This is a genomic window from Hydrogenophaga aromaticivorans, assembly GCF_013387465.1.
GTDB lineage: Bacteria > Pseudomonadota > Gammaproteobacteria > Burkholderiales > Burkholderiaceae_C > Hydrogenophaga > Hydrogenophaga aromaticivorans.
The window spans coordinates 1-17,651 of sequence record NZ_VYGV01000005.1; the positions used below are offsets into that span (position 1 = coordinate 1).

15 protein-coding genes are annotated in these 17,651 nt (G+C 65.7%); 10 read left to right on the plus strand and 5 right to left on the minus strand.

What is annotated here, in order from left to right; translation table 11 throughout:
- The 3 genes from F3K02_RS03845 to F3K02_RS03855 form a co-directional block, all read left to right on the plus strand.
- On the plus strand, positions 1–496 hold a 496-nt coding region (locus F3K02_RS03845; RefSeq protein ID WP_343066978.1), incomplete at its 5' end, for a bacteriohemerythrin.
- 146 nt (positions 497–642) lie between these two features.
- On the plus strand, positions 643–1,437 hold the full coding sequence (locus tag F3K02_RS03850; protein ID WP_177133517.1) for a Crp/Fnr family transcriptional regulator: 795 nt from the start codon (positions 643–645) through the stop codon (positions 1,435–1,437).
- A gap of 203 nt (positions 1,438–1,640) precedes the next feature.
- Positions 1,641–2,843, plus strand: a complete 1,203-nt coding sequence (locus F3K02_RS03855; RefSeq protein WP_177133519.1) for an ammonium transporter — start codon at positions 1,641–1,643, stop codon at positions 2,841–2,843.
- A 17-nt stretch (positions 2,844–2,860) separates the two neighbouring features.
- Here the strand turns inward: F3K02_RS03855 and F3K02_RS03860 are convergent, their stop codons facing one another.
- Both F3K02_RS03860 and F3K02_RS03865 read right to left on the minus strand, forming a co-directional pair.
- The gene (locus F3K02_RS03860) at positions 2,861–4,051 is read right to left on the minus strand and encodes a hypothetical protein (RefSeq protein WP_177133521.1); all 1,191 of its coding nucleotides are present in this window, start codon (positions 4,049–4,051) and stop codon (positions 2,861–2,863) included.
- Between the two features lie 116 nt (positions 4,052–4,167).
- Positions 4,168–5,358: a hypothetical protein gene (locus tag F3K02_RS03865; protein ID WP_177133523.1), complete on the minus strand. Its 1,191-nt coding sequence runs from the start codon at positions 5,356–5,358 to the stop codon at positions 4,168–4,170.
- A 215-nt stretch (positions 5,359–5,573) separates the two neighbouring features.
- On the opposite strand from F3K02_RS03865, the gene F3K02_RS03870 reads away from it, so the two are divergent.
- Both F3K02_RS03870 and F3K02_RS03875 read left to right on the plus strand, forming a co-directional pair.
- Positions 5,574–5,936 (plus strand): GFA family protein, encoded by a 363-nt coding sequence (locus F3K02_RS03870; protein ID WP_177133525.1) that lies wholly within the window; start codon positions 5,574–5,576, stop codon positions 5,934–5,936.
- A 97-nt stretch (positions 5,937–6,033) separates the two neighbouring features.
- Entirely contained in the window at positions 6,034–7,563 is a 1,530-nt protein-coding gene (locus F3K02_RS03875) for an MFS transporter (RefSeq protein ID WP_177133527.1), read from the plus strand.
- Positions 7,564–7,577: 14 nt separating this feature from the next.
- Here F3K02_RS03875 and F3K02_RS03880 read toward each other — a convergent pair whose 3' ends face one another.
- A complete protein-coding gene (locus F3K02_RS03880) occupies positions 7,578–7,781 on the minus strand; it encodes a YjfB family protein (protein ID WP_177133529.1) in 204 nt (67 codons plus the stop codon).
- Between the two features lie 171 nt (positions 7,782–7,952).
- Here F3K02_RS03880 and F3K02_RS03885 point away from each other — a divergent pair, with 171 nt between their 5' ends.
- Together F3K02_RS03885 and F3K02_RS03890 are read left to right on the plus strand one after the other, a co-directional pair.
- Positions 7,953–8,384, plus strand: a complete 432-nt coding sequence (locus F3K02_RS03885; protein ID WP_425485561.1) for a GNAT family N-acetyltransferase — start codon at positions 7,953–7,955, stop codon at positions 8,382–8,384.
- 165 nt (positions 8,385–8,549) lie between these two features.
- Positions 8,550–9,506, plus strand: a complete 957-nt coding sequence (locus tag F3K02_RS03890; protein WP_177133531.1) for a hypothetical protein — start codon at positions 8,550–8,552, stop codon at positions 9,504–9,506.
- Between the two features lie 142 nt (positions 9,507–9,648).
- Here the strand turns inward: F3K02_RS03890 and F3K02_RS03895 are convergent, their stop codons facing one another.
- Both F3K02_RS03895 and F3K02_RS03900 read right to left on the minus strand, forming a co-directional pair.
- Positions 9,649–10,155 (minus strand): hydrolase, encoded by a 507-nt coding sequence (locus F3K02_RS03895; protein ID WP_177133533.1) that lies wholly within the window; start codon positions 10,153–10,155, stop codon positions 9,649–9,651.
- A gap of 157 nt (positions 10,156–10,312) precedes the next feature.
- Complete coding sequence (locus F3K02_RS03900; protein WP_177133535.1) at positions 10,313–11,836, minus strand: class I adenylate-forming enzyme family protein; 1,524 nt, start codon at positions 11,834–11,836, stop codon at positions 10,313–10,315.
- A 103-nt stretch (positions 11,837–11,939) separates the two neighbouring features.
- Between F3K02_RS03900 and F3K02_RS03910 the strand changes: the two genes are divergently transcribed.
- The 3 genes from F3K02_RS03910 (at position 11,940) to F3K02_RS03920 (ending at position 17,651) form a co-directional block, all read left to right on the plus strand.
- Positions 11,940–14,189, plus strand: coding sequence for a carotenoid biosynthesis protein (locus tag F3K02_RS03910; protein WP_343066979.1), 2,250 nt, complete (start codon positions 11,940–11,942; stop codon positions 14,187–14,189).
- Positions 14,190–14,201: 12 nt separating this feature from the next.
- The gene (locus F3K02_RS03915; protein ID WP_177133537.1) at positions 14,202–15,998 is read left to right on the plus strand and encodes a sensor domain-containing diguanylate cyclase; all 1,797 of its coding nucleotides are present in this window, start codon (positions 14,202–14,204) and stop codon (positions 15,996–15,998) included.
- A 99-nt stretch (positions 15,999–16,097) separates the two neighbouring features.
- Positions 16,098–17,651, plus strand: a complete 1,554-nt coding sequence (locus F3K02_RS03920) for a bifunctional aminoglycoside phosphotransferase/ATP-binding protein (protein WP_246309163.1) — start codon at positions 16,098–16,100, stop codon at positions 17,649–17,651.

Genomic DNA, 17,651 nt, shown 5'->3' on the forward strand with positions numbered 1-17,651 from the left:
CGCCACGCCCGAAGCCCCCGCCACCACCACCGGCCTGGAATGGGTCCCCAGCCTGCAGACCGGCGACGACCGCATGGACGAGACGCACGAAGAGTTCGTCACCATGCTGAACCAGCTGCTCGCCACCCCGCAAGCCCAGCAGCTGCCGCTTTACCGAGAATTCGTCGAACACACCGCCGCCCACTTCGCGCAAGAAGAACGCTGGATGCTCGCCACCGGCTTCACCGCCGACAACTGCCACGCTTCGCACCACGCGACCATCATGGAAACGCTGCACGCGGTGATTCCCCACTATCAAAACGACGACCCGGAAATCATCACCCGCCTGGCCGAAGCGCTGGTCGAATGGTTCCCGCAACACGCCGCCAGCATGGACGCCGGCCTGGCCCTGCACCTGAAAGACGTCGGCTTCGATTCCCGCACCGAAACCCTGGCCGACCCCGACCGGGTGCGTCCGGCGACGATGAGCGGCTGCGGCAGCGTCAGCTGCAGCTGAACGCGCCCGTGCCGCCACCAGCGGCACGGTGGCGCACACCTTGTTTCAAGGTCGGTGCGCCAACCGAAAACCCTGCGCTGCCCGTGCTGTAAGCTCGATGCACTTTGAGCGGGTGTCACCCAAGCTCCAGCCACCGCAGCACCCGCATGTCCCCCAAGCCCCCGCCTCATCCCCGGCAGAACCACCTGCTGGCCGCCCTTTCACCTGAAGTACAAGACCGGCTGTTCCCCTACCTGGAACTGGTGGCTTTGCCGCTGCGCGCACTCATGTACGAATCGGGGCGCCCCATGCGCCACGTCTACTTCCCCACCGACGCCATCGTGTCGCTGCAGTACGTGATGGAAAACGGTGCGTCCACCGCGATCCTCGTGGTGGGCAACGAGGGTCTGCTGGGCATCACCCTGTTCATGGGCGGCGAAAGCTCGCCCAGCCGGTCGGTGGTGCAGAGCGCCGGCCACGCCTACCGCCTGCCCCGATCGCGGGTGAAGGAAGAATTCAAGCGCCACGGCGAGCTGCTGTTGCTGATGCTGCGCTACACGCAGGCACTGATCACGCAAGTCGCTCAGACCGCCGTGTGCAACCGGCACCACGCCATCGACCAGCAACTCTGCCGCTGGCTGCTGCTGTCCCTGGACCGCCTGTCAAACAACCACCTGACGATGACGCAGGAATTCATCGCCAACATGCTCGGCGTTCGCCGCGAGGGTGTGACGCAAGCGGCGCTGAAGCTGCAGCAGCTCGGGGTGATTTCGTACTCCCGCGGCCTGATCAAGGTCCTCGACCGGCCCCAGCTCGAAGCCCTGAGCTGCGAGTGTTACGGCGTGGTCAAGAAGGAAACCGACGTGCTGCTGCACTACATGCCGCAGCGGCAGGTGATCAAGGACGCCAGCGCCATCCCGACGGTGACGCTCCCCACGGGCAACGCCGTGCTGGCTGCCTGAGGCTTTCCCCCGGCCCCGGCGGCAGCCAGGCGGCCGCGCGACAGCGCTCGCGCCGCACCGATTTCGCGCTATCGCACCAGCTAAACGCATCAATACCTCCATACTGGTGCGTTTCTTGCTATGGATTGGTGCGATTCGCCATGCAGACCCTGTTTTGGCGCTTTCAACGCACCAAAATAAGTTTTTCTGCACGGAGATTTTTCATGGACGCACTCAAACAGGGCGCTGACGCCCTGTTCATCCTGCTCGGCGGCATCATGGTCCTGGCCATGCACGCCGGTTTCGCCTTTCTGGAACTCGGCACGGTTCGCAAGAAAAACCAGGTCAACGCCCTGGTCAAGATCCTGGTGGACTTTTCGGTCTCGACCATCGCCTATTTCGTCGTGGGCTACGGCGTCGCCTACGGCGCCTCGTTCTTCGTCGGTGCCGAAACCCTGGCACAGAAGAACGGCTACGAGCTGGTCAAGTTCTTCTTTTTGCTCACCTTCGCCGCCGCCATCCCGGCCATCATTTCCGGTGGCATCGCCGAACGCGCCAGGTTCTGGCCCCAACTGATCGCAACGGCTGTCATCGTCGGTTTCGTCTACCCTTTCTTTGAAGGCATCGCCTGGAACGGCCACTTCGGCGTGCAGGCCTGGATCACCGAAACCACCGGTGCCGCCTTCCACGACTTCGCGGGCTCGGTCGTCGTACACGCCGTCGGCGGCTGGATCGCGCTGCCCGCGGTCATCTTCCTGGGCGCCCGCGCCAACCGCTACCGCAAGGACGGCGGCATCTCGGCCCACCCACCGTCCAGCATTCCCTTCCTCGCGCTGGGCGCCTGGATCCTCTGCGTGGGCTGGTTCGGTTTCAATGTGATGAGTGCGCAGACGCTGGAGAAAATCTCGGGTCTCGTCGCTGTGAACTCGCTCATGGCCATGGTCGGCGGCACGCTGGCCGCGCTGCTGGCCGGCAAGAACGACCCCGGCTTCGTGCACAACGGCCCGCTGGCCGGCCTGGTGGCTGTTTGCGCCGGTTCCGATCTCATGCACCCGCTGGGCGCGCTGGTGGTCGGCGCGGTGGCGGGCGCGTTGTTCGTGGGCATGTTCACGCTGACACAGAACCGCTGGAAGATCGACGACGTGCTCGGCGTCTGGCCGCTGCACGGCCTGTGCGGCACCTGGGGCGGCCTCGCTGCCGGCATCTTCGGCCAACAGGCGCTGGGCGGCCTGGGTGGCGTCAGCTTCAGCGCGCAACTCATCGGCACCGCCCTGGGCGTGAGCTGGGCGTTGCTCGGCGGCGCGGTGGTCTACGGCGCGCTCAAGGCCACCATGGGCCTGCGCCTGAGCCAGGAAGAGGAATACGACGGCGCCGACCTGACCATCCACCGCATCAGCGCCACACCGGACCGGGAAGTGAGCTGGTAAAGCGGATCGCCCGCCGCCTAAGAACCGTCCCGCCCCTCTTCGTGGCCGTGAAGCACATAGTGTCCAAAGGGATACAGGCCCGCCTGCCGGACATCGGGATACCGCTCCAGATACCGGTCTGCAGAAAACTTCCGGTAATCGAGCTGCAGTTCACTGTTGCTGCGAATGCATTCAAGGTACAGCTGGAACAGCAGCTCGACAAGGCTGGCGTTTTCGGGCACCTCGGCGCCACGGCTCGTCAACTCCCTGCGAATCGTCGTCAGCATCCCGGGCGTCGTCCGCCCCAGCCAGTCCTTCAGCCCCGTGCACTCCATATCTTGCTCGGAATAGGGCGGCAGCTGCAGGCTCTGCCCCAGCCGGGCCTCCATCCAGGCCATGTCCCAGACATCGATCTCCCTTGCCACCAATCTGGCAGGCATTTCAAACCGGCCCGGAAACAACTGCCCCAAAACACCCACCAATTCACGCCAAGAACTTTGCAACAGGCCACTCCCGGACGAGAACATCGGGTAATTGTTCAGGGCGTAGATGCAACGGACCGCATCGGTCGACAGGGTCGCATTCGCCTCCAGGCGGTGGGCAGGATCCTTCTTCAACCCGATCCAGGATGCGAAATCAGCGATCACATCGCCATTCAGCAGCTTCTCACGTCGGTACAGCCGATAGGAAACGTTCTCAGCGCCAAAGACGTCTTCGATATGGTCAAAGTTGTTCCGGTATGAAAGAGGGTGCAGGTGGTCGCCGGCATGGCCCCATTTGATCGCTTCCTGAGTGATGGCCTTGACATAGTCAAACGGATCCCTGACATAGGCGTAGACCTGAATGTCGCTGGCGTACTGGCGAAGCATCACACCCAGTTCCTGCGTGGACTCCAGATCGAAATTCGTGATGGTTTCCGCCGACAGAATCAATACCTCGGCTTCACTCGCCCTCAGGCAGGCTTCCAGTGCATCCCGGCATTGCACCCGGACCCGGTCAAAGTCGTTGGCCACCACGCCAACCCGCAGCAACATGCCCACTCTTTTGCTGTCCTTGTCAAACGCGGTGTTGATCAGGAATGAGTGGTTGTATGCATGCTCGCGCTCCGCCTTCACCACAGGCGGCAGCGTCGCGTATTCGAAAACACCATCCCGGTAGCCGGCCAGTGAGGCCTGGATGGATGTTGATCCCGTCTTGTGCATCCCAACGTGGAGGACGATCTTTTTCATCAGCATGTTCTCCCAGGTGATCACAAAGTCTAAACAGCTGTCATCGTCGGCTTCGCATAGGCCTACATCTGGAACAGGTATAGACACACGACGGCGCGGACCTGACCAACCGCCGCCTACGAACCGTCGCGCCCCTCGCCGTGGCCGTGGAGCACATAGTGTCCAAAGGGATACAGGCCCGCCTGCCGGACATCGGGATACCGCTCCAGATACCGGTCCGCTGAAAACTTCCGGTAATCGAGCTGCCGATCACTGAAGCTGCGAATACATTCAAGGTACAGCTGGAACAGCAGCTCGACAAGGCTGGCGTTTTCAGGCACCTCGGCGCCACGGCTCGTCAACTCCCTGCGAATCGTCGTCAGCATCCCGGGCGTCGTGCGCCCCAGCCAATCCTTCAGCCCCGTGCAGTCCATATCTTGCCCGGAATGGGGCGGCAGCTGCAGGCTCTGCCCCAGCCGGGCCTCCATCCAGGCCATGTCCCAGACATCGATCTCCCGCGAAACCATTCTGGCGGGTATTTCAAACCGGCCCGGAAACAGGCGTCTGAGAACATCCAGCAGTTCGCGCCACGAGTAGTGCAACAGCCCGTTCCAGGACGAGAACATGGGATAACTGTTCAAGGCGTAGAGGCACCGGACCGCGTCGGTCGACAAGGTCACATTCGCCTCCAGGCGGTGGGCAGGATCCTTCTTCAACCCGATCCACGAGCCAAAATCAGCGATCACATCGCCGTTCAGCAGCTTCTCACGACGGTACAGCCGATAGGAAACGCACTCCGCCCCGAAGACGTCTTCGATATGGTCAAAGTTGTTCCGGTATGAAAGGGGGTGCAGGTGATCCCCGGTGTATCCCCACTTGATCCATTCCTGCGTGGCGGACTTGACATAGCCAAACGGGTCCCTGACATAGGCGTAGACCTGAATGTCGCTGGCGTGCTGGCGAAGCAGCGCCCCCAGTTCCCGCACAGCCTCCAGATCAAAACCCGTGATGGCTTCCGCCGACAGAATCAGGGCCTCGGTTTCACACGCCCTCAGGCAGGCTTCCAGTGCATCCCGGCATTGCACCCGGAACCGATCAAAGTCGCAGGCCGCTACGCCAAACTTCCGCAACTTGCCCATTCTCTGGTGGCCTCGGTCAAATGCGGTGTTGATCAGGAACGAGTGGTTGTATGCACGCTGGCGATCCGCCTCCACCGCGGGCGGCAACGGCGCGTATTCGAAAACACCATCCCGGTAACCGGCCAGCGAGGCTTGAATGGCGGTTGATCCCGTCTTGTGCATCCCGACGTGGAGGACGATTCTTTTCATGAGCAGGGTTTCCAGAGAATCCGAGGTTCGGTCAGCCCTCATTTGAAGACACCCACTGCGGCTGAACCGCACCGGGCATCGCGAAGGCGCGGCCAGTCTAAACTGGCCGTCAGCGTCGGCCTTGAATGGAACTGCTTCCCCCCGATGTCGAAAACAGGCTCCGGTGATCGTCGTGTTGTTTGGGGGCCGTCCCCGAACCAGCCACATCCGACACCATGACCACCACCGCATCCACCCACGCCGGCAGCTGCCACTGCGGCCGCATCGCATTTGAAGTCCAGGGCGAGATCGACAGTGCGCTCGCCTGCAACTGCTCCATCTGCTCGCGCAAAGGCTCGCTGCTCTGGTTCGTGCCGCGCGCCAGCCTGGTCCTGAAGACGCCCGAGGACGCCGCCTCGACCTACCTGTTCAACAAACACGTGATCCGCCACCGCTTCTGCCCGGTCTGCGGCATCCACCCCTATGGCGAAGGCACCGACCCCAAGGGCAACGCCATGGCGGCGATCAACCTGCGCTGCATCGACGGCATCGACCTCGCGGCCATCCCTGTGCACCATTTCGACGGCAAAAGCCTCTGAGCGCCGGGGCGCCAGCCGCCCGCCGTCCCTATCATCCGCACAGGCCACCGGCCGCCGCCCTGGCCAGACCAGGCCAGTGCCAGAGGCCGCCGATCCCATGAGCCATTCCCCGCCCACCCTGCCTGACGCTTCGACCACCCCGCCCGCGAAAGCCACCCGCCGCGAATGGTTCGGGCTGGCCGTGATCGCCCTGCCCTGTCTGGTCTACGCCATGGACCTCACGGTGCTCAACCTGGCCGTGCCCGCGCTCAGCCGGGCGCTGGTGCCCAGCGCCTCGCAGCTGCTCTGGATCATCGACATCTACGGCTTCTTCGTCGCCGGCTTCCTGATCACCATGGGCACGCTGGGCGACCGCATCGGGCGCCGCCGCCTGCTGCTGATCGGCGCGGCCTTCTTCACCGTGGCCTCGGTGCTGGCCGCGTTCGCGCGCACCCCGAACGAGCTGATCGTGCTGCGCGCGCTGCTGGGCATCGCCGGCGCCACGCTCGCACCGTCCACGCTCTCGCTGATCCGCAACATGTTTCATGACGAGACGCAGCGCCAGGTCGCCATCGGCGTGTGGATCACCGCGTTCTCGGTCGGCAGCGCCATCGGCCCGCTGGTCGGCGGCTGGCTGCTGGAGCACTTCTGGTGGGGCTCGGTCTTCCTGCCCGCCGTGCCGGTGATGGCCCTGCTGCTGGTGCTCGGGCCGCGCCTGCTGCCCGAGTACCGCGATGAAAACGCCGGCCGCATCGACGCGCCGAGCGTGCTGCTCTCGCTGTCCGCCGTGCTCAGCCTGATCTACGCCGTCAAGGCCATGGCCGAATACGGACCGAGTCCAGGGCGGCTGGCCTTGCTGCTCGCCGGGCTTGCCCTCGGCGTGGCGTTCGTGCGGCGCCAGAAGCGCATCGATTACCCGCTGCTCGAACTGCGGCTGTTCTCCATTCCCACCTTCCGCACGGCCATCATGGCCTACGGGCTGTCGTGCCTGGCCATGTTCGGCATCTACATCTTCATCGCCCAGCACCTGCAGATGGTGCTGGCGCTCTCGCCGCTGCAGGCCGGCTGGGCCACGGTGCCGTGGGCGGGCGGCTTCGTGTTCGGCTCCCTGGTGCTGGCGCCCTGGCTGGCGCGGCGCTTCGGGCCCGGGCCGGTGATGGTGTGGTGCCTCGCGGCGGCCGCGGCCGGCATGCTGATCATGGTGTGGGCCGACGGCCCCTGGGCGCTGTGGGTGCTGGTGGCCGGCATGGTCGTGGTCAGCCTGGGCATGGCGCCGGTGTTCGCCATCGGCACCGAACAGATCATCACCTCCGCGCCGCCCGAACGCGCGGGCGCCGCCTCGGCCATCGCCGAAACCAGCTCGGAATTCTGCGGCGCGCTGGGCATTGCGCTGTTCGGCAGCGCGGGCACCCTCATCTACCGCCAGCAGCTCGCGCAGGCCGGCGGCGAAGGCCTGCCCCCGGAAGCGCTGGCCACCCTAGGCGGCGCACTCTCGGTGGCCGAACGACTGCCCGCCGAAGCGGCGCAAGCGTTGATCTTTATCGCCCGCGCCGCCTTCACCGACGCGCTGCAGTTCACCGCCCTCACCGGCAGCGCGCTCATGCTGCTGGCCAGCGTGCTGGCGGCGCGCATGCTGAGGCGACCGTAGCGGCGACGCTGGCCTCAAACCAGCGTATTGACCTGCGTCCCCACCGATCCGCCATTCGCCAGCGGCAAATCGCCCGCCACCGCGTTCAGCAGCGCCGCCGACGCCGACTCGTGCATGTCCATGGCTTTTTTCATGACGAAGATTTGCGCTTCCTGCGCGGTCTGGCCCTGGCGCGTCTGAAGCACGCGGTCCATGAGCAATGCGGGAGAAACGTCCATGTCCATGCTGAATCCTTGATAGATGTTCAGTGTTATCGGCCCCCTGCACAGACAACTTGATCCGCCCCGGCGCCCCACCCCGTTCGTGTTGCTTGCCTCTCTGGTAACAAACCGTACACAATGGCCGCCGAGGCATCAGCCCACAACAACGCCGCCCAGGGAGGGGAGCCCATGAGGGACGCCCAGCCGCGCCCGTTCCACATCCGCATCGACCGCGAACTCGTGCACCCGCAGGTGATCGCCCTGCTGGAAGAACACCTTGTCGGCATGCGCGCCGAGTCACCGCCCGAGTGCGTGTTCGCGCTCGACCTCGACGGTCTGCGCCGGCCGGAGATCACGTTCCTGACCGCCTGGCGCCCCGCGCCTTCTGATTCAGTCGGCGACGCTAAAGGCGAACTGCTCGCCATGGGCGCCATCAAGGAACTGGCGCCCACCACCGCGTTCGGCGGCGGGCACGGCGAACTCAAGTCCATGCGCACCAGCGCGCGCCACCTGCGCCAGGGCGCCGCCCAAGCCATCCTCACCGAACTGCTCGCCCTCGCGCGGCAGCGCGGCTACGCGCGGGTCAGTCTGGAAACCGGCAGGCAGCACGCCGGCGTTTGAACCGGCGATGGCGATGTACCGGCGGTTCGGGTTTGTGGACTGCGGGCCGTTTGCGGATTACCGGGAGGATCCGTTCAGTCGGTTTTTCGCTATAGCGTTGCAAAACGCTTTAGCCAAAAAAGAATAGCTCAGATTCATTAATTCGCTCTGACTCAAGGGAATACAATGGTAAAAGAAAAATACCTTGGCTACATTAAATACGAAGGAAGACTGGTCGCAGATGGGCTAATGGATGCACGAAGACAAGCAAAAGCATTAATCTCGTTCGACTCAGCCCTACGGTACTTCATAGCGAAGCAAGCCCCAGACTTTCGAAATCTAGACTTCGAGATCCCCGTCAGAATCCGAAAGGGATCGTGGGAAGCACTAATTCCGGAAACTGTGGCAGGCTGGGTTCAAGCCGGATTGGGCGCAGTCGCAACGGCCTACTTCACAAAAGCCGCTCAGAAGATGGCCGAAAGGGATTTCGCAGACTTCGGAATAACTGATCTATTTAGAATTTCTCTAAACTGCATCAAGTGGTTTGTCAGAATTGGAAAGCACGTTGGGGATGTTACGATTCGCGAATTCAAGAATGTAAGATTTTCCGATGATCAAACACAGATCGGAATAGTAAATTCCGCAGGAGAGACCCTCTTCATACCAAAGAAGATATTTGATTTATATATCAACACAAATCCAAAACTGCTTGAGGAACTCGCGATCAACGTTCAATCCGGGAGAAGCTTAGTAATAGGCACATTAGAGAACGGCACGACCGATGAAGAAATCATCGACTCGTCAAACAAATGGATCTTTTGCGACGAAGATGAGATTGATGAGGACATACTATTTCCGGAATTAGTACATGGTGACTATGTTGTACTTGAAGGAGAAGTGACCCGTGAAAACAAAACCTCAAATTCAATGGGATTCAAATATAAGGATCATATTCTTACCGCCCATCCAGATGCAGGCAGCATTGTGCGCTACAAGCCCATTCTATTTTTGAAATGCAGACTATTTGGAACAGTCAACCGAATTGACGAAAAAGGCCGAATTGGCGCACGCCGCCCAAAGCTTTACTTTTCAAATCTAGAACCATTAGAGACATCAAGCGACGACGACGATTTATTTGAGTGAAATCATTCGCAGGCAACAGGCAATGAGATCAGGTCTTGCCTTTTGCCTCCCGTGCTGGTTTGGTTTGCCGATTCACGGATTTGCTCTTCCCGAGAACGGGGTCAGGTCTTGCTTTTTGCCCCAAACCCCATCAGCCCGCTAGTCAAACCTCGGCCACACCCACCACGTAGTTCTTCCCGTAGGCCTTCGCGCATTTGGGGCAGGTGGTGTAGAAAAACCAGATCGACTTCGGCTCGACACCGCGGGCGCGAACCAGTTCTGCCATGTCCTCGTGCCAGTGGCGGGCCTCTTGGTAGGGGCCTTCAAAGACTTTGGTGACGAAGTCGCCCGAGAGCGTGGTCATTTCTTCTTCTGGCACCGCCTTCGGCACCGCGAACAAATGCTCTCCGGCGAACGCGGATGTGTCGCGCGAGAGCACGATGGTGTTCGACGCGTCCACAGCGCCCGCTTCCTCCATGTGCTTCTGCACGCGCGAATACACCCTGCCCATGTCAACGGGCACGTGCATGACGCTGTGTGTCTTGGCGCGCACGAACGGTTTGTCGCGGAAGTGGAGTTCCTGCGCGTCCCAACCCTCGGGGTTGAACTTGGGGCAGCAGCCGGTGGTGTTGACCGACATGTCGTAGTGAGGGATTGCGTTGGTCTGCACAGTGGATCCTCCTGTTTGAAAAGCCGGATGTCTTTCAATCAAGGCCAGCGTTTCGGTGGCACCGGCGCGGCACGTGGCGCACGCACCGCCCTCCTTATAGGCCGCAAAAAGCCAGCACGATTGAGCTTCATCAACAGCCACGCGCTCGCTTGCCGATCTACAGCCGCTCGCGCAGCACCGTCTTCAACACCTTGCCGTAGTTGTTCTTCGGCAGCGCGTCCACGATCTCATAGCGCTTGGGCCGTTTGAAGCGGGCGATGTGGTCGAGGCAGAAGGCGTCGAGCACTTTTGAATCCAGCGCCGCGCCCGGCAACGGCACCACGAAGGCGACCACGATTTCGCCCCACTCGGGGTCGGGGGCGCCGACCACGGCCGCCTCGGCCACGCCAGGCGCGGTGAGCAGCACTTCCTCCACCTCGCGCGGGTAGATGTTCGATCCCCCGCTGATGATCAGGTCCTTGCTGCGGTCCTTCAGGGTCAAAAAGCCATCGGCATCCAGCGCACCCATGTCGCCGGTCCAGAGCCAGCCGTCGCGGAGGGCGGCGGCGGTGGCTTCGGGGTTGCGCCAGTAGCCGGCCATGACGCTGTCGCCCTGGATCAGCACCTCGCCCACCTCGCCCGCGGGCAGCGGCTCGCCGTCCGGCCCCGCGACGCGGATGCGCACGGGGGTCTGCGCCACGCCCACGGAGGCGAGGCGCTCGGCGTGGCGCGGGTGGCTGGCGTCCGCCAGGTGCGCGCGGCCGAGCGCGGTGCCGACCATGGGGCTTTCGCCCTGGCCGTAGATCTGCACGAAGCGCGGGCCCATCACGCGCAGGGCGCGCTGGATGTCGGCCGCGTACATGGGCGCGCCGCCGTAGACGATGGTCTTGAAGCTCTGGCCGCACTGCGCTGGCGACAGTCCCGCCGCCTCGGCTTCGTCCACGATGCGTTTGACGATGGTGGGCGCGGCGAACAGCGAGAGCGGCCCGAGCTGCCGGCCGAGCGCGAACAGTTCGGCCGCGTCGAAGCCTCCCGAGGCGGGCACCACGTGGCGCGCGCCGGCCATGAGGTGCGGGATGGCGTAGATGCCGGCGCCGTGCGACATGGGCGCGGCGTAGGCGATGGCGTCGCCGGCCGCGATGGGGTCCACGTCGTTGAAGTAGGTCAGCCCCATGGTTATCAGATTGCGGTGCGTGATCATCACGCCCTTGGGGCGGCCGGTGGTGCCGCTGGTGTAGAACAGCCAGGCGGTGTCGGTGGGGGCGCGTTCTTCGATGGCGGGCAGGCCGGCGCCGTCTTCCAGCCAGGCGGTGCAGGCGGCGGATTCCGCGTCCATCACGCCGTCCAGGCCGGTGAGCGCGGCGGGGTCGGGCGCCACGTCGCTGGTGACGAAGGCCCAGCGCGCGGCCGAGTTGTCCACGATCCACTGCACTTCCTTGATGTGCAGCTTGGCGTTGACCGGCACGACCACCAGCCCGGCCCACCAGGCGCCGAACATCAGCTCCAGGTAGCGAGGGTGGTTGCGCATGAAGAGCACGACGCGGTCGCCGGGCGCCAGGCCGGCAGCATGCAGGTGAGCACCCACTCGCGCAGCGCGCGAGGCCCATTCGCCATGGCTGGCCACGCACTGGGTACCGCTGAAGATGGCGTGGCGTTGCGGGTGTTGCAGGGCCCTGCGCTGAAGCAGGTGGGCGAGGTTCATGGCTTGTCTCCGGTGGTGGTTTATTGCCGCCACGATAACGCGGAGCGGGCTATCTAGAATGCAGGCCAGCAGGGGGCTGTGACCGATGTTCTGGGAGGCTCCTGTGGCCCATCTGCGTTCGCGCTTGCTCCAAGTCCTGTTGCCCGCCCTGCTCTCTGCGGGCCTCATCCTCACCACCGCGCTGAACTACCCGCTGCTCACGCTCGGTCTGGTGGCCGTATCGGTGGCCATGTTCTGGGCCGCGCTGTGGTCCGCCGCCGTGCTGCTGGGGCACCGCAGCGCCCGGGTGCTGGCCGTGCTGGCGCTGGGACTGGGCTGGTTCGCCGAGCAGATGGGTTCGTCCCGTGGCTGGTTCTTCGGCCGCTACACCTACACCGACGTGCTGGGCCCCCGGCTGGGCGATGTGCCGCTGGCGATTCCGCTGATGTGGCTGGCGCTGTGCCTGGTGGGTTATGTGCTGGCCAGCCTCATGCTGTGGCGCACGCCGGTGCACGCGGCGCCCACGCTCAAGAGCGGCGCGCTCACCGCCTGGCTGGCCGCGATGATCGTGACCACCTTCGATCTGGGAGCCGACCCGTACTTCGTGTACGTGCTCAAGGCCTGGATCATGGAGAAGCCCGACGGTGGCTGGTTCGGTGAAACGCTGCAGGGCTTCGCGGGCTGGATGCTGGTGTCTTGTGTGATCGTCGCCGTGTTCCAGGCGCTCGCCGCACCCCGCCGTGTGCCGGGCATCGGGCGCAAGACCCGGCTCGCGGCCTGGGTGCCGATCGGGCTGTACGCCAGCGGCCTGGTGTTTCAGGTGCTGTTTGGCCACCCGATCGAAATCCGCGCCATCGCCTTTTTTGCCATGGGCATGCCGACGCTGATCGCGTGGGTGGCCTGGCGGCACTGGACCCCGGCCCGCGCCGAGGTGCCCCAGGCACAGCCCGTCCACAGCGTGCCGCTGGAGCCGATGGGGCTGCGGGCCGACCCGCTGGCCGACCAGACCGTGGCGGCGCTCATCGGGCCGTGGTCCGGTGCCGACGGGGCCACCGGCCCGGCCACGGACCGGCTCGCCGCCGCCACCCGGCTCATGGCGGGCTGGACCAGCAACGGTGCCCTGGCCGACTGGGGGCAGGACGATGCCGCAGCCGCGGCGGCCGATCCGGCGGTGGTGGCGGCGTTGCGCGCCTACGTGAGCGAGGGGCGCGCGCTGCCCGCCTGGGCCGACGCGGCCAAGGTCGAGCGCGCCGAGGCCATCTTCATGGAGCAAGGCCCGCTGTCGTGCACGCTGCTGTTCTGCTCGAGCCTGCCCGAGTGTTACGTGCTGCCCAACCTGGCCGAGGTGCTGCACATCGCGGGCCAGCTGGAGCAGCACACCGAGCACCGCATCCGCCAGACCGCGGCCATGGTGTTCCCGGTGATGATGAAGGGCGGGCTGATGGACGCCAGCGGCGCCGGCGTGGCCCAGGTGCTCAAGGTGCGGCTCATCCACGCCACCATCCGCCACCTGATCCTGCGCGGTGAGCCGCAGACGGTGCGCGGCCAGGTGGCACCGCGGCTGCAGGCCGGCGCGCCCACCGGCATGCACGCGGCCCTGATGTCGCACGGCTGGGACGTGGACCGCCAGGGACTGCCCTGCAACCAGATCGAGCTGGCCTACACGCTGCTGACCTTCAGCTACAGCTTTCTCAAGGGCATGCGCACGCTGGGCCTGGGCCTGCCGCGCGCCGACGAAGAGGCCTACCTGCACGCCTGGAACGTGATGGGTCATGTGCTGGGTGTTCGGCGCGAGCTCATGGCCGACACCATGGAGGAAGCCGCAGCGCTGTTCGAGCGCATCCAGGCACAGGCGCGCGGGCAGACGGTGAGCCCGGACGCGCGGCCGGCCCTGGGCCGTGCGCTCATGCAGACCATGGAGCGCACGATCCGCCTGCCGGTGGTCCGGGGCATCCCGGTGCCGCTGACGCGCTGGCTGATCGGGCCGGACACCGCACGCGCCATCGGTGTGGACGAGCGCGTGTCCTGGCCCACCCGGCTGCTGTTCGGGGCGGGGCGGTTGCTGGTGCGCCTGATCGACACGGTGGTGCGGCTGTTCTCGCCGGGCTTCTCGCTGTCCCGGATGTTCACCCGGATCGTGGGCTACCACCTGCTGACGCACTTTCTGCTGGACCAGACGCGCCCGCTGAACCTGCCAGACCAGTTGCTCAACCCGCTGACCGACACGGTGGCGGCCTGGAGCGACGACCCCGGTGCCCCGGGCTGGCTCAACCGCCTGGAAGACCGCTGGACGACCACCGGGCACTGGCGGCCTGCGCAGGGTGTCGGTACGACGAAGCGGCCCGTTCCAGACGCAGAAGCTGTCGCTTCCTGATCAATGCCTTTCATGAGCGATACAAACATTCACGACGCCGTCATGCATCGGACCACCGCCCACCCCAACCCGACCCATCGCTGCGCTGTTTTCATGACCCGGGTGGTGGCGGTGGTGGTTCTGCTGCTGGGCCTGGGGCTGGCCCTGTGGTCCGGCCATGCACGGGCCACCGAGGGCGAAGGCGACGTCACCCTGCAGACCCATTTCTGGGTGGACGAGTCGGGCACCAAGGGCATCGCCGATGTGGTGGCGCTGCCGCCCAACAGCTTTCAGCCCATGGCGACATTCCGCGCCTTCCAGCTCGATGGCACCGCCCTGTGGATGCGCCTGGAGCCGCCTCGGCTGGACGCCCGCCAGCGCTGGCACCTGATGCTGAGCGCGGCGGCGTTCACCGACGAGGCATCCCTGTACAGCCGTGACCCCAACGGCGCCTGGCGCGAACAGCGCTCCGGCGACCACCTGCCGGTGTCGCAGTGGGACCACCCGGGTCAGACCCCCGTGTTCGCCCTCGATCCCCAGGGCGCCGGCCCGGTCTGGCTGCGGGTGGTGAACGCACCCGCGCCCACCAGCCCGCGCCTGCTGCTGCTGACCGACAACAGCCTGCAGGACATGCGGTACTGGACCTTCCTCATGATCGGTGGCTACCTCGGCTTTGGCCTGCTGGTGTTCTTCCTGGGCTGGGTGCACGCGCGGCTCTACGCCGACCGCGTGTTCATTGCCTACTGCTGCTACGTGGCCTGCATGCTGGGTTTCCAGGCCGCGTTCACCGGTGTCGGTGGCCTGTTTTTCTGGCGCCACTCGGCGTGGTGGAACGACGCGGCGCCGGCGGTTTTCATGCTCTGGTTGACGGCGTCGGGCATCTGGTTCGTGCGCGAGGTCTGCGCGGTTTCGCGTTACCACCGCGGTGTGGACCGCTTCGTGCTGGGCTGGTCGGTGTTTGGCCTGCTGTACGCCGTTGTCTACGTGGCGTGGAGGAGCCCCACGGCCTTCCTGGTGCTCAATGTCTACGGCCTGCTGTCGGTCCTGCTGAGTTTTTCCCTGTGCATCTGGACCTGGCGCCTGGGCGAGACCTACGCCGGCTGGATGGCGCTGGGCTTCCTGCCGGTGCACCTGGGCTACCCCTTTCCCGCGCTGCGCAGCGCGGGCATCCTGCCCGACAGCTGGGCCACGCAGTACGCGGTGCTGATCGGCTCGGCCATCGAGATCCCGTTGCTGCTGTACATCCTGCACCGCCGCGCCAAGGATTTCAACGAAAACCGGGCCCGCCTGCGCGCCATCGACAGCACCGAACCCCTGACCGGCCTGACCATCGTGCCCGTGCTCCACCTGCGCCTGCGCGACGCCCTGCGCCGCGCCAGGCGCTATGGCCACCCGTGTGGCCTGGTGCTGGTGGAGCTGACCAACCACGGCGAGATCGTGGCCCGCGAGGGCCGCGAGGCCGGCGACCGCGCGCTGGTGGTGGCTGCCTCGCGCCTGTCGGCGGTGGTGCGCGAGGTGGACACCGTGTCCCGCATCGCCGACACGCGCTTTGCGGTGCTGGTCGAAGGGCCGTTGCGGCCCGAAGAGCTCAAGCTGCTGGCCCAGCACATCGTGGCCAAGGGGCTGGAGCGGGTGCCCGCGCTGGCGGCCGGGCTGCCGCTGCGCTTTCGCCTGGTGTCGGCCACCCTGTCCGACACCGCCGACACGACCGACGAGCCGGTTGACGAGATCCTGCTGCTGGAGCGCCTGAACACGTCACTGGACCGGATGGCGGCGGACCCGCGCCGGGTCGTGCGGCATCTGTCGCCGAGCGTGCCGGCCCGGACATAGGCGCGCCTGGTCGGCGATGGCGCTCCACAGTGCGGGTCATCTGACGCGCATCGGCCACCCGGCGCTGCGGCCTGCCGTACAGTGGCGGACATGCCCCCCTTGCCCACGTTCATTCAAGCCCTGCTGGACCCGGCCCTCTATCCGCAGCCGGTGGAGCGCGTGGAGCTGATGGAAACGCACGGCGCCTGGGTGTTGCTGGCAGGGGATTTCGCCTACAAGATCAAGAAGCCGGTGCGTTTTCCCTTCATGGATTTCAGCACCCTGGCCCTGCGCCGCCAGGCCAGCGAGACCGAGATCCGGGTGAACCGGCGCTTCCAGAACCTGGACCAGCCCGCAACGCAGCTCTACCTGGGCGTGTTGCCCATCGTGGGTACGCCCGAGGCGCCGCGCTGGGGCGAGCCCGGCAAGGCCGGCGCGGGGCAGGCGATCGAGTTCGCGGTGCAGATGCGCCGCTTCGACGAGGCGGCCCGGCTGGACCACCTGTGCGAGCGCGGCGCGCTGACGCCCGAACACATGAGCGGGCTGGCGCGGCGCATGGCGGCGTTTCAGGCCCGTGCCGCGGTGGCCGGCAACGGCGACCCCTGGGGCCACCCGACCGCGGCCATGCGCTGGCCGCGCGACAACTTCAGCACCCTGCGCACGGCCCTGACCGACCCCGCCGACGCCGCCCTGGTGCGCGAGCTGAGCGACTGGACCGAGCAGCGCTTCAACGCCATCGAACCGCTGCTGTCCCGGCGCCGGCAGAAGGGCCGCGTGCGCGAGGGGCATGGCGATCTGCACCTGGCCAACCTGGTGCTGATCGACGACGAGGTCCTGCCCTTTGACGCCATCGAGTTCAACGACGGCTTGCGCTGGATCGACGTGGCCAACGACATGGCCTTTGTCTGGATGGACCTGCTGGCCCACGGCCGCCCCGGCCTGGCCAACGTGCTGCTGAGCGCCTGGCTCGATGCGAGCGGCGATGTGTCTTCGCACACCGTGTGGACCTTCTTCGCCAGCTACCGCGCCGGGGTGCGCGCCAAGGTGGCGGCGATACGCCTGGGGCAGCTGGGTGGCGCGGGCGCCTCGCCCGAAGCCGACGCGTGTCTGGCCGAAGCCCGGCGCTACCTGGCGCTGGCGCGCGACATCGCCCACCCACCCGCACCGCAACTGCTCATCACCCACGGCCTCTCGGGCAGCGGCAAGACCTGGGCCTCCAGCCGCTGGCTCGCCGCCGAGACCAGCGGACGCGCGATCCGCCTGCGCTCCGACGTGGAGCGCAAGCGCCTGCACGGCATGAGCGCGCTGGCGGCCAGCGGCTCGGGTCTGAACGCCGGGCTCTACAGCCCGCAGGCGCACGGCGACACCTACGCCTCGCTGCTGTCGCGAGCGCGCATGCTGCTCGCCGACGGCTGGACGGTGCTGGTGGATGCGGCTTTTCTGCGCGCGGCCGAGCGCGCCGATTTCGCGGCGCTGGCACAGGGCGCGGGCGTGCCGTTTCACATCCTCGCCTGCGAGGCGCCGGTGGACGTGCTGCGCGCGCGCATCACCGAGCGGCAGGCGCGCGGCGCCGATGCGTCGGAGGCCACCGTGGCGGTGCTGGAACAGCAGCTGGGCTGGCTGGAACCGCTGTCGGAAGCCGAGCGGGCGCTGGCCCTGCCCGCCGCCGGCTGA

Bases quoted from the DNA above. Each gene is read 5' to 3' on its own strand.
- F3K02_RS03850 (WP_177133517.1), top strand. From the start codon at position 643: ATGTCCCCCAAGCCCCCGCCTCATCCCCGGCAGAACCACCTGCTGGCC.
- F3K02_RS03855 (WP_177133519.1), top strand. From the start codon at position 1,641: ATGGACGCACTCAAACAGGGCGCTGACGCCCTGTTCATCCTGCTCGGC.
- F3K02_RS03860 (WP_177133521.1), bottom strand. From the start codon at position 4,051: ATGAAAAAGATCGTCCTCCACGTTGGGATGCACAAGACGGGATCAACA.
- F3K02_RS03865 (WP_177133523.1), bottom strand. From the start codon at position 5,358: ATGAAAAGAATCGTCCTCCACGTCGGGATGCACAAGACGGGATCAACC.
- F3K02_RS03870 (WP_177133525.1), top strand. From the start codon at position 5,574: ATGACCACCACCGCATCCACCCACGCCGGCAGCTGCCACTGCGGCCGC.
- F3K02_RS03875 (WP_177133527.1), top strand. From the start codon at position 6,034: ATGAGCCATTCCCCGCCCACCCTGCCTGACGCTTCGACCACCCCGCCC.
- F3K02_RS03880 (WP_177133529.1), bottom strand. From the start codon at position 7,781: ATGGACGTTTCTCCCGCATTGCTCATGGACCGCGTGCTTCAGACGCGC.
- F3K02_RS03885 (WP_425485561.1), top strand. From the start codon at position 7,953: ATGAGGGACGCCCAGCCGCGCCCGTTCCACATCCGCATCGACCGCGAA.
- F3K02_RS03890 (WP_177133531.1), top strand. From the start codon at position 8,550: ATGGTAAAAGAAAAATACCTTGGCTACATTAAATACGAAGGAAGACTG.
- F3K02_RS03900 (WP_177133535.1), bottom strand. From the start codon at position 11,836: ATGAACCTCGCCCACCTGCTTCAGCGCAGGGCCCTGCAACACCCGCAA.
- F3K02_RS03915 (WP_177133537.1), top strand. From the start codon at position 14,202: ATGAGCGATACAAACATTCACGACGCCGTCATGCATCGGACCACCGCC.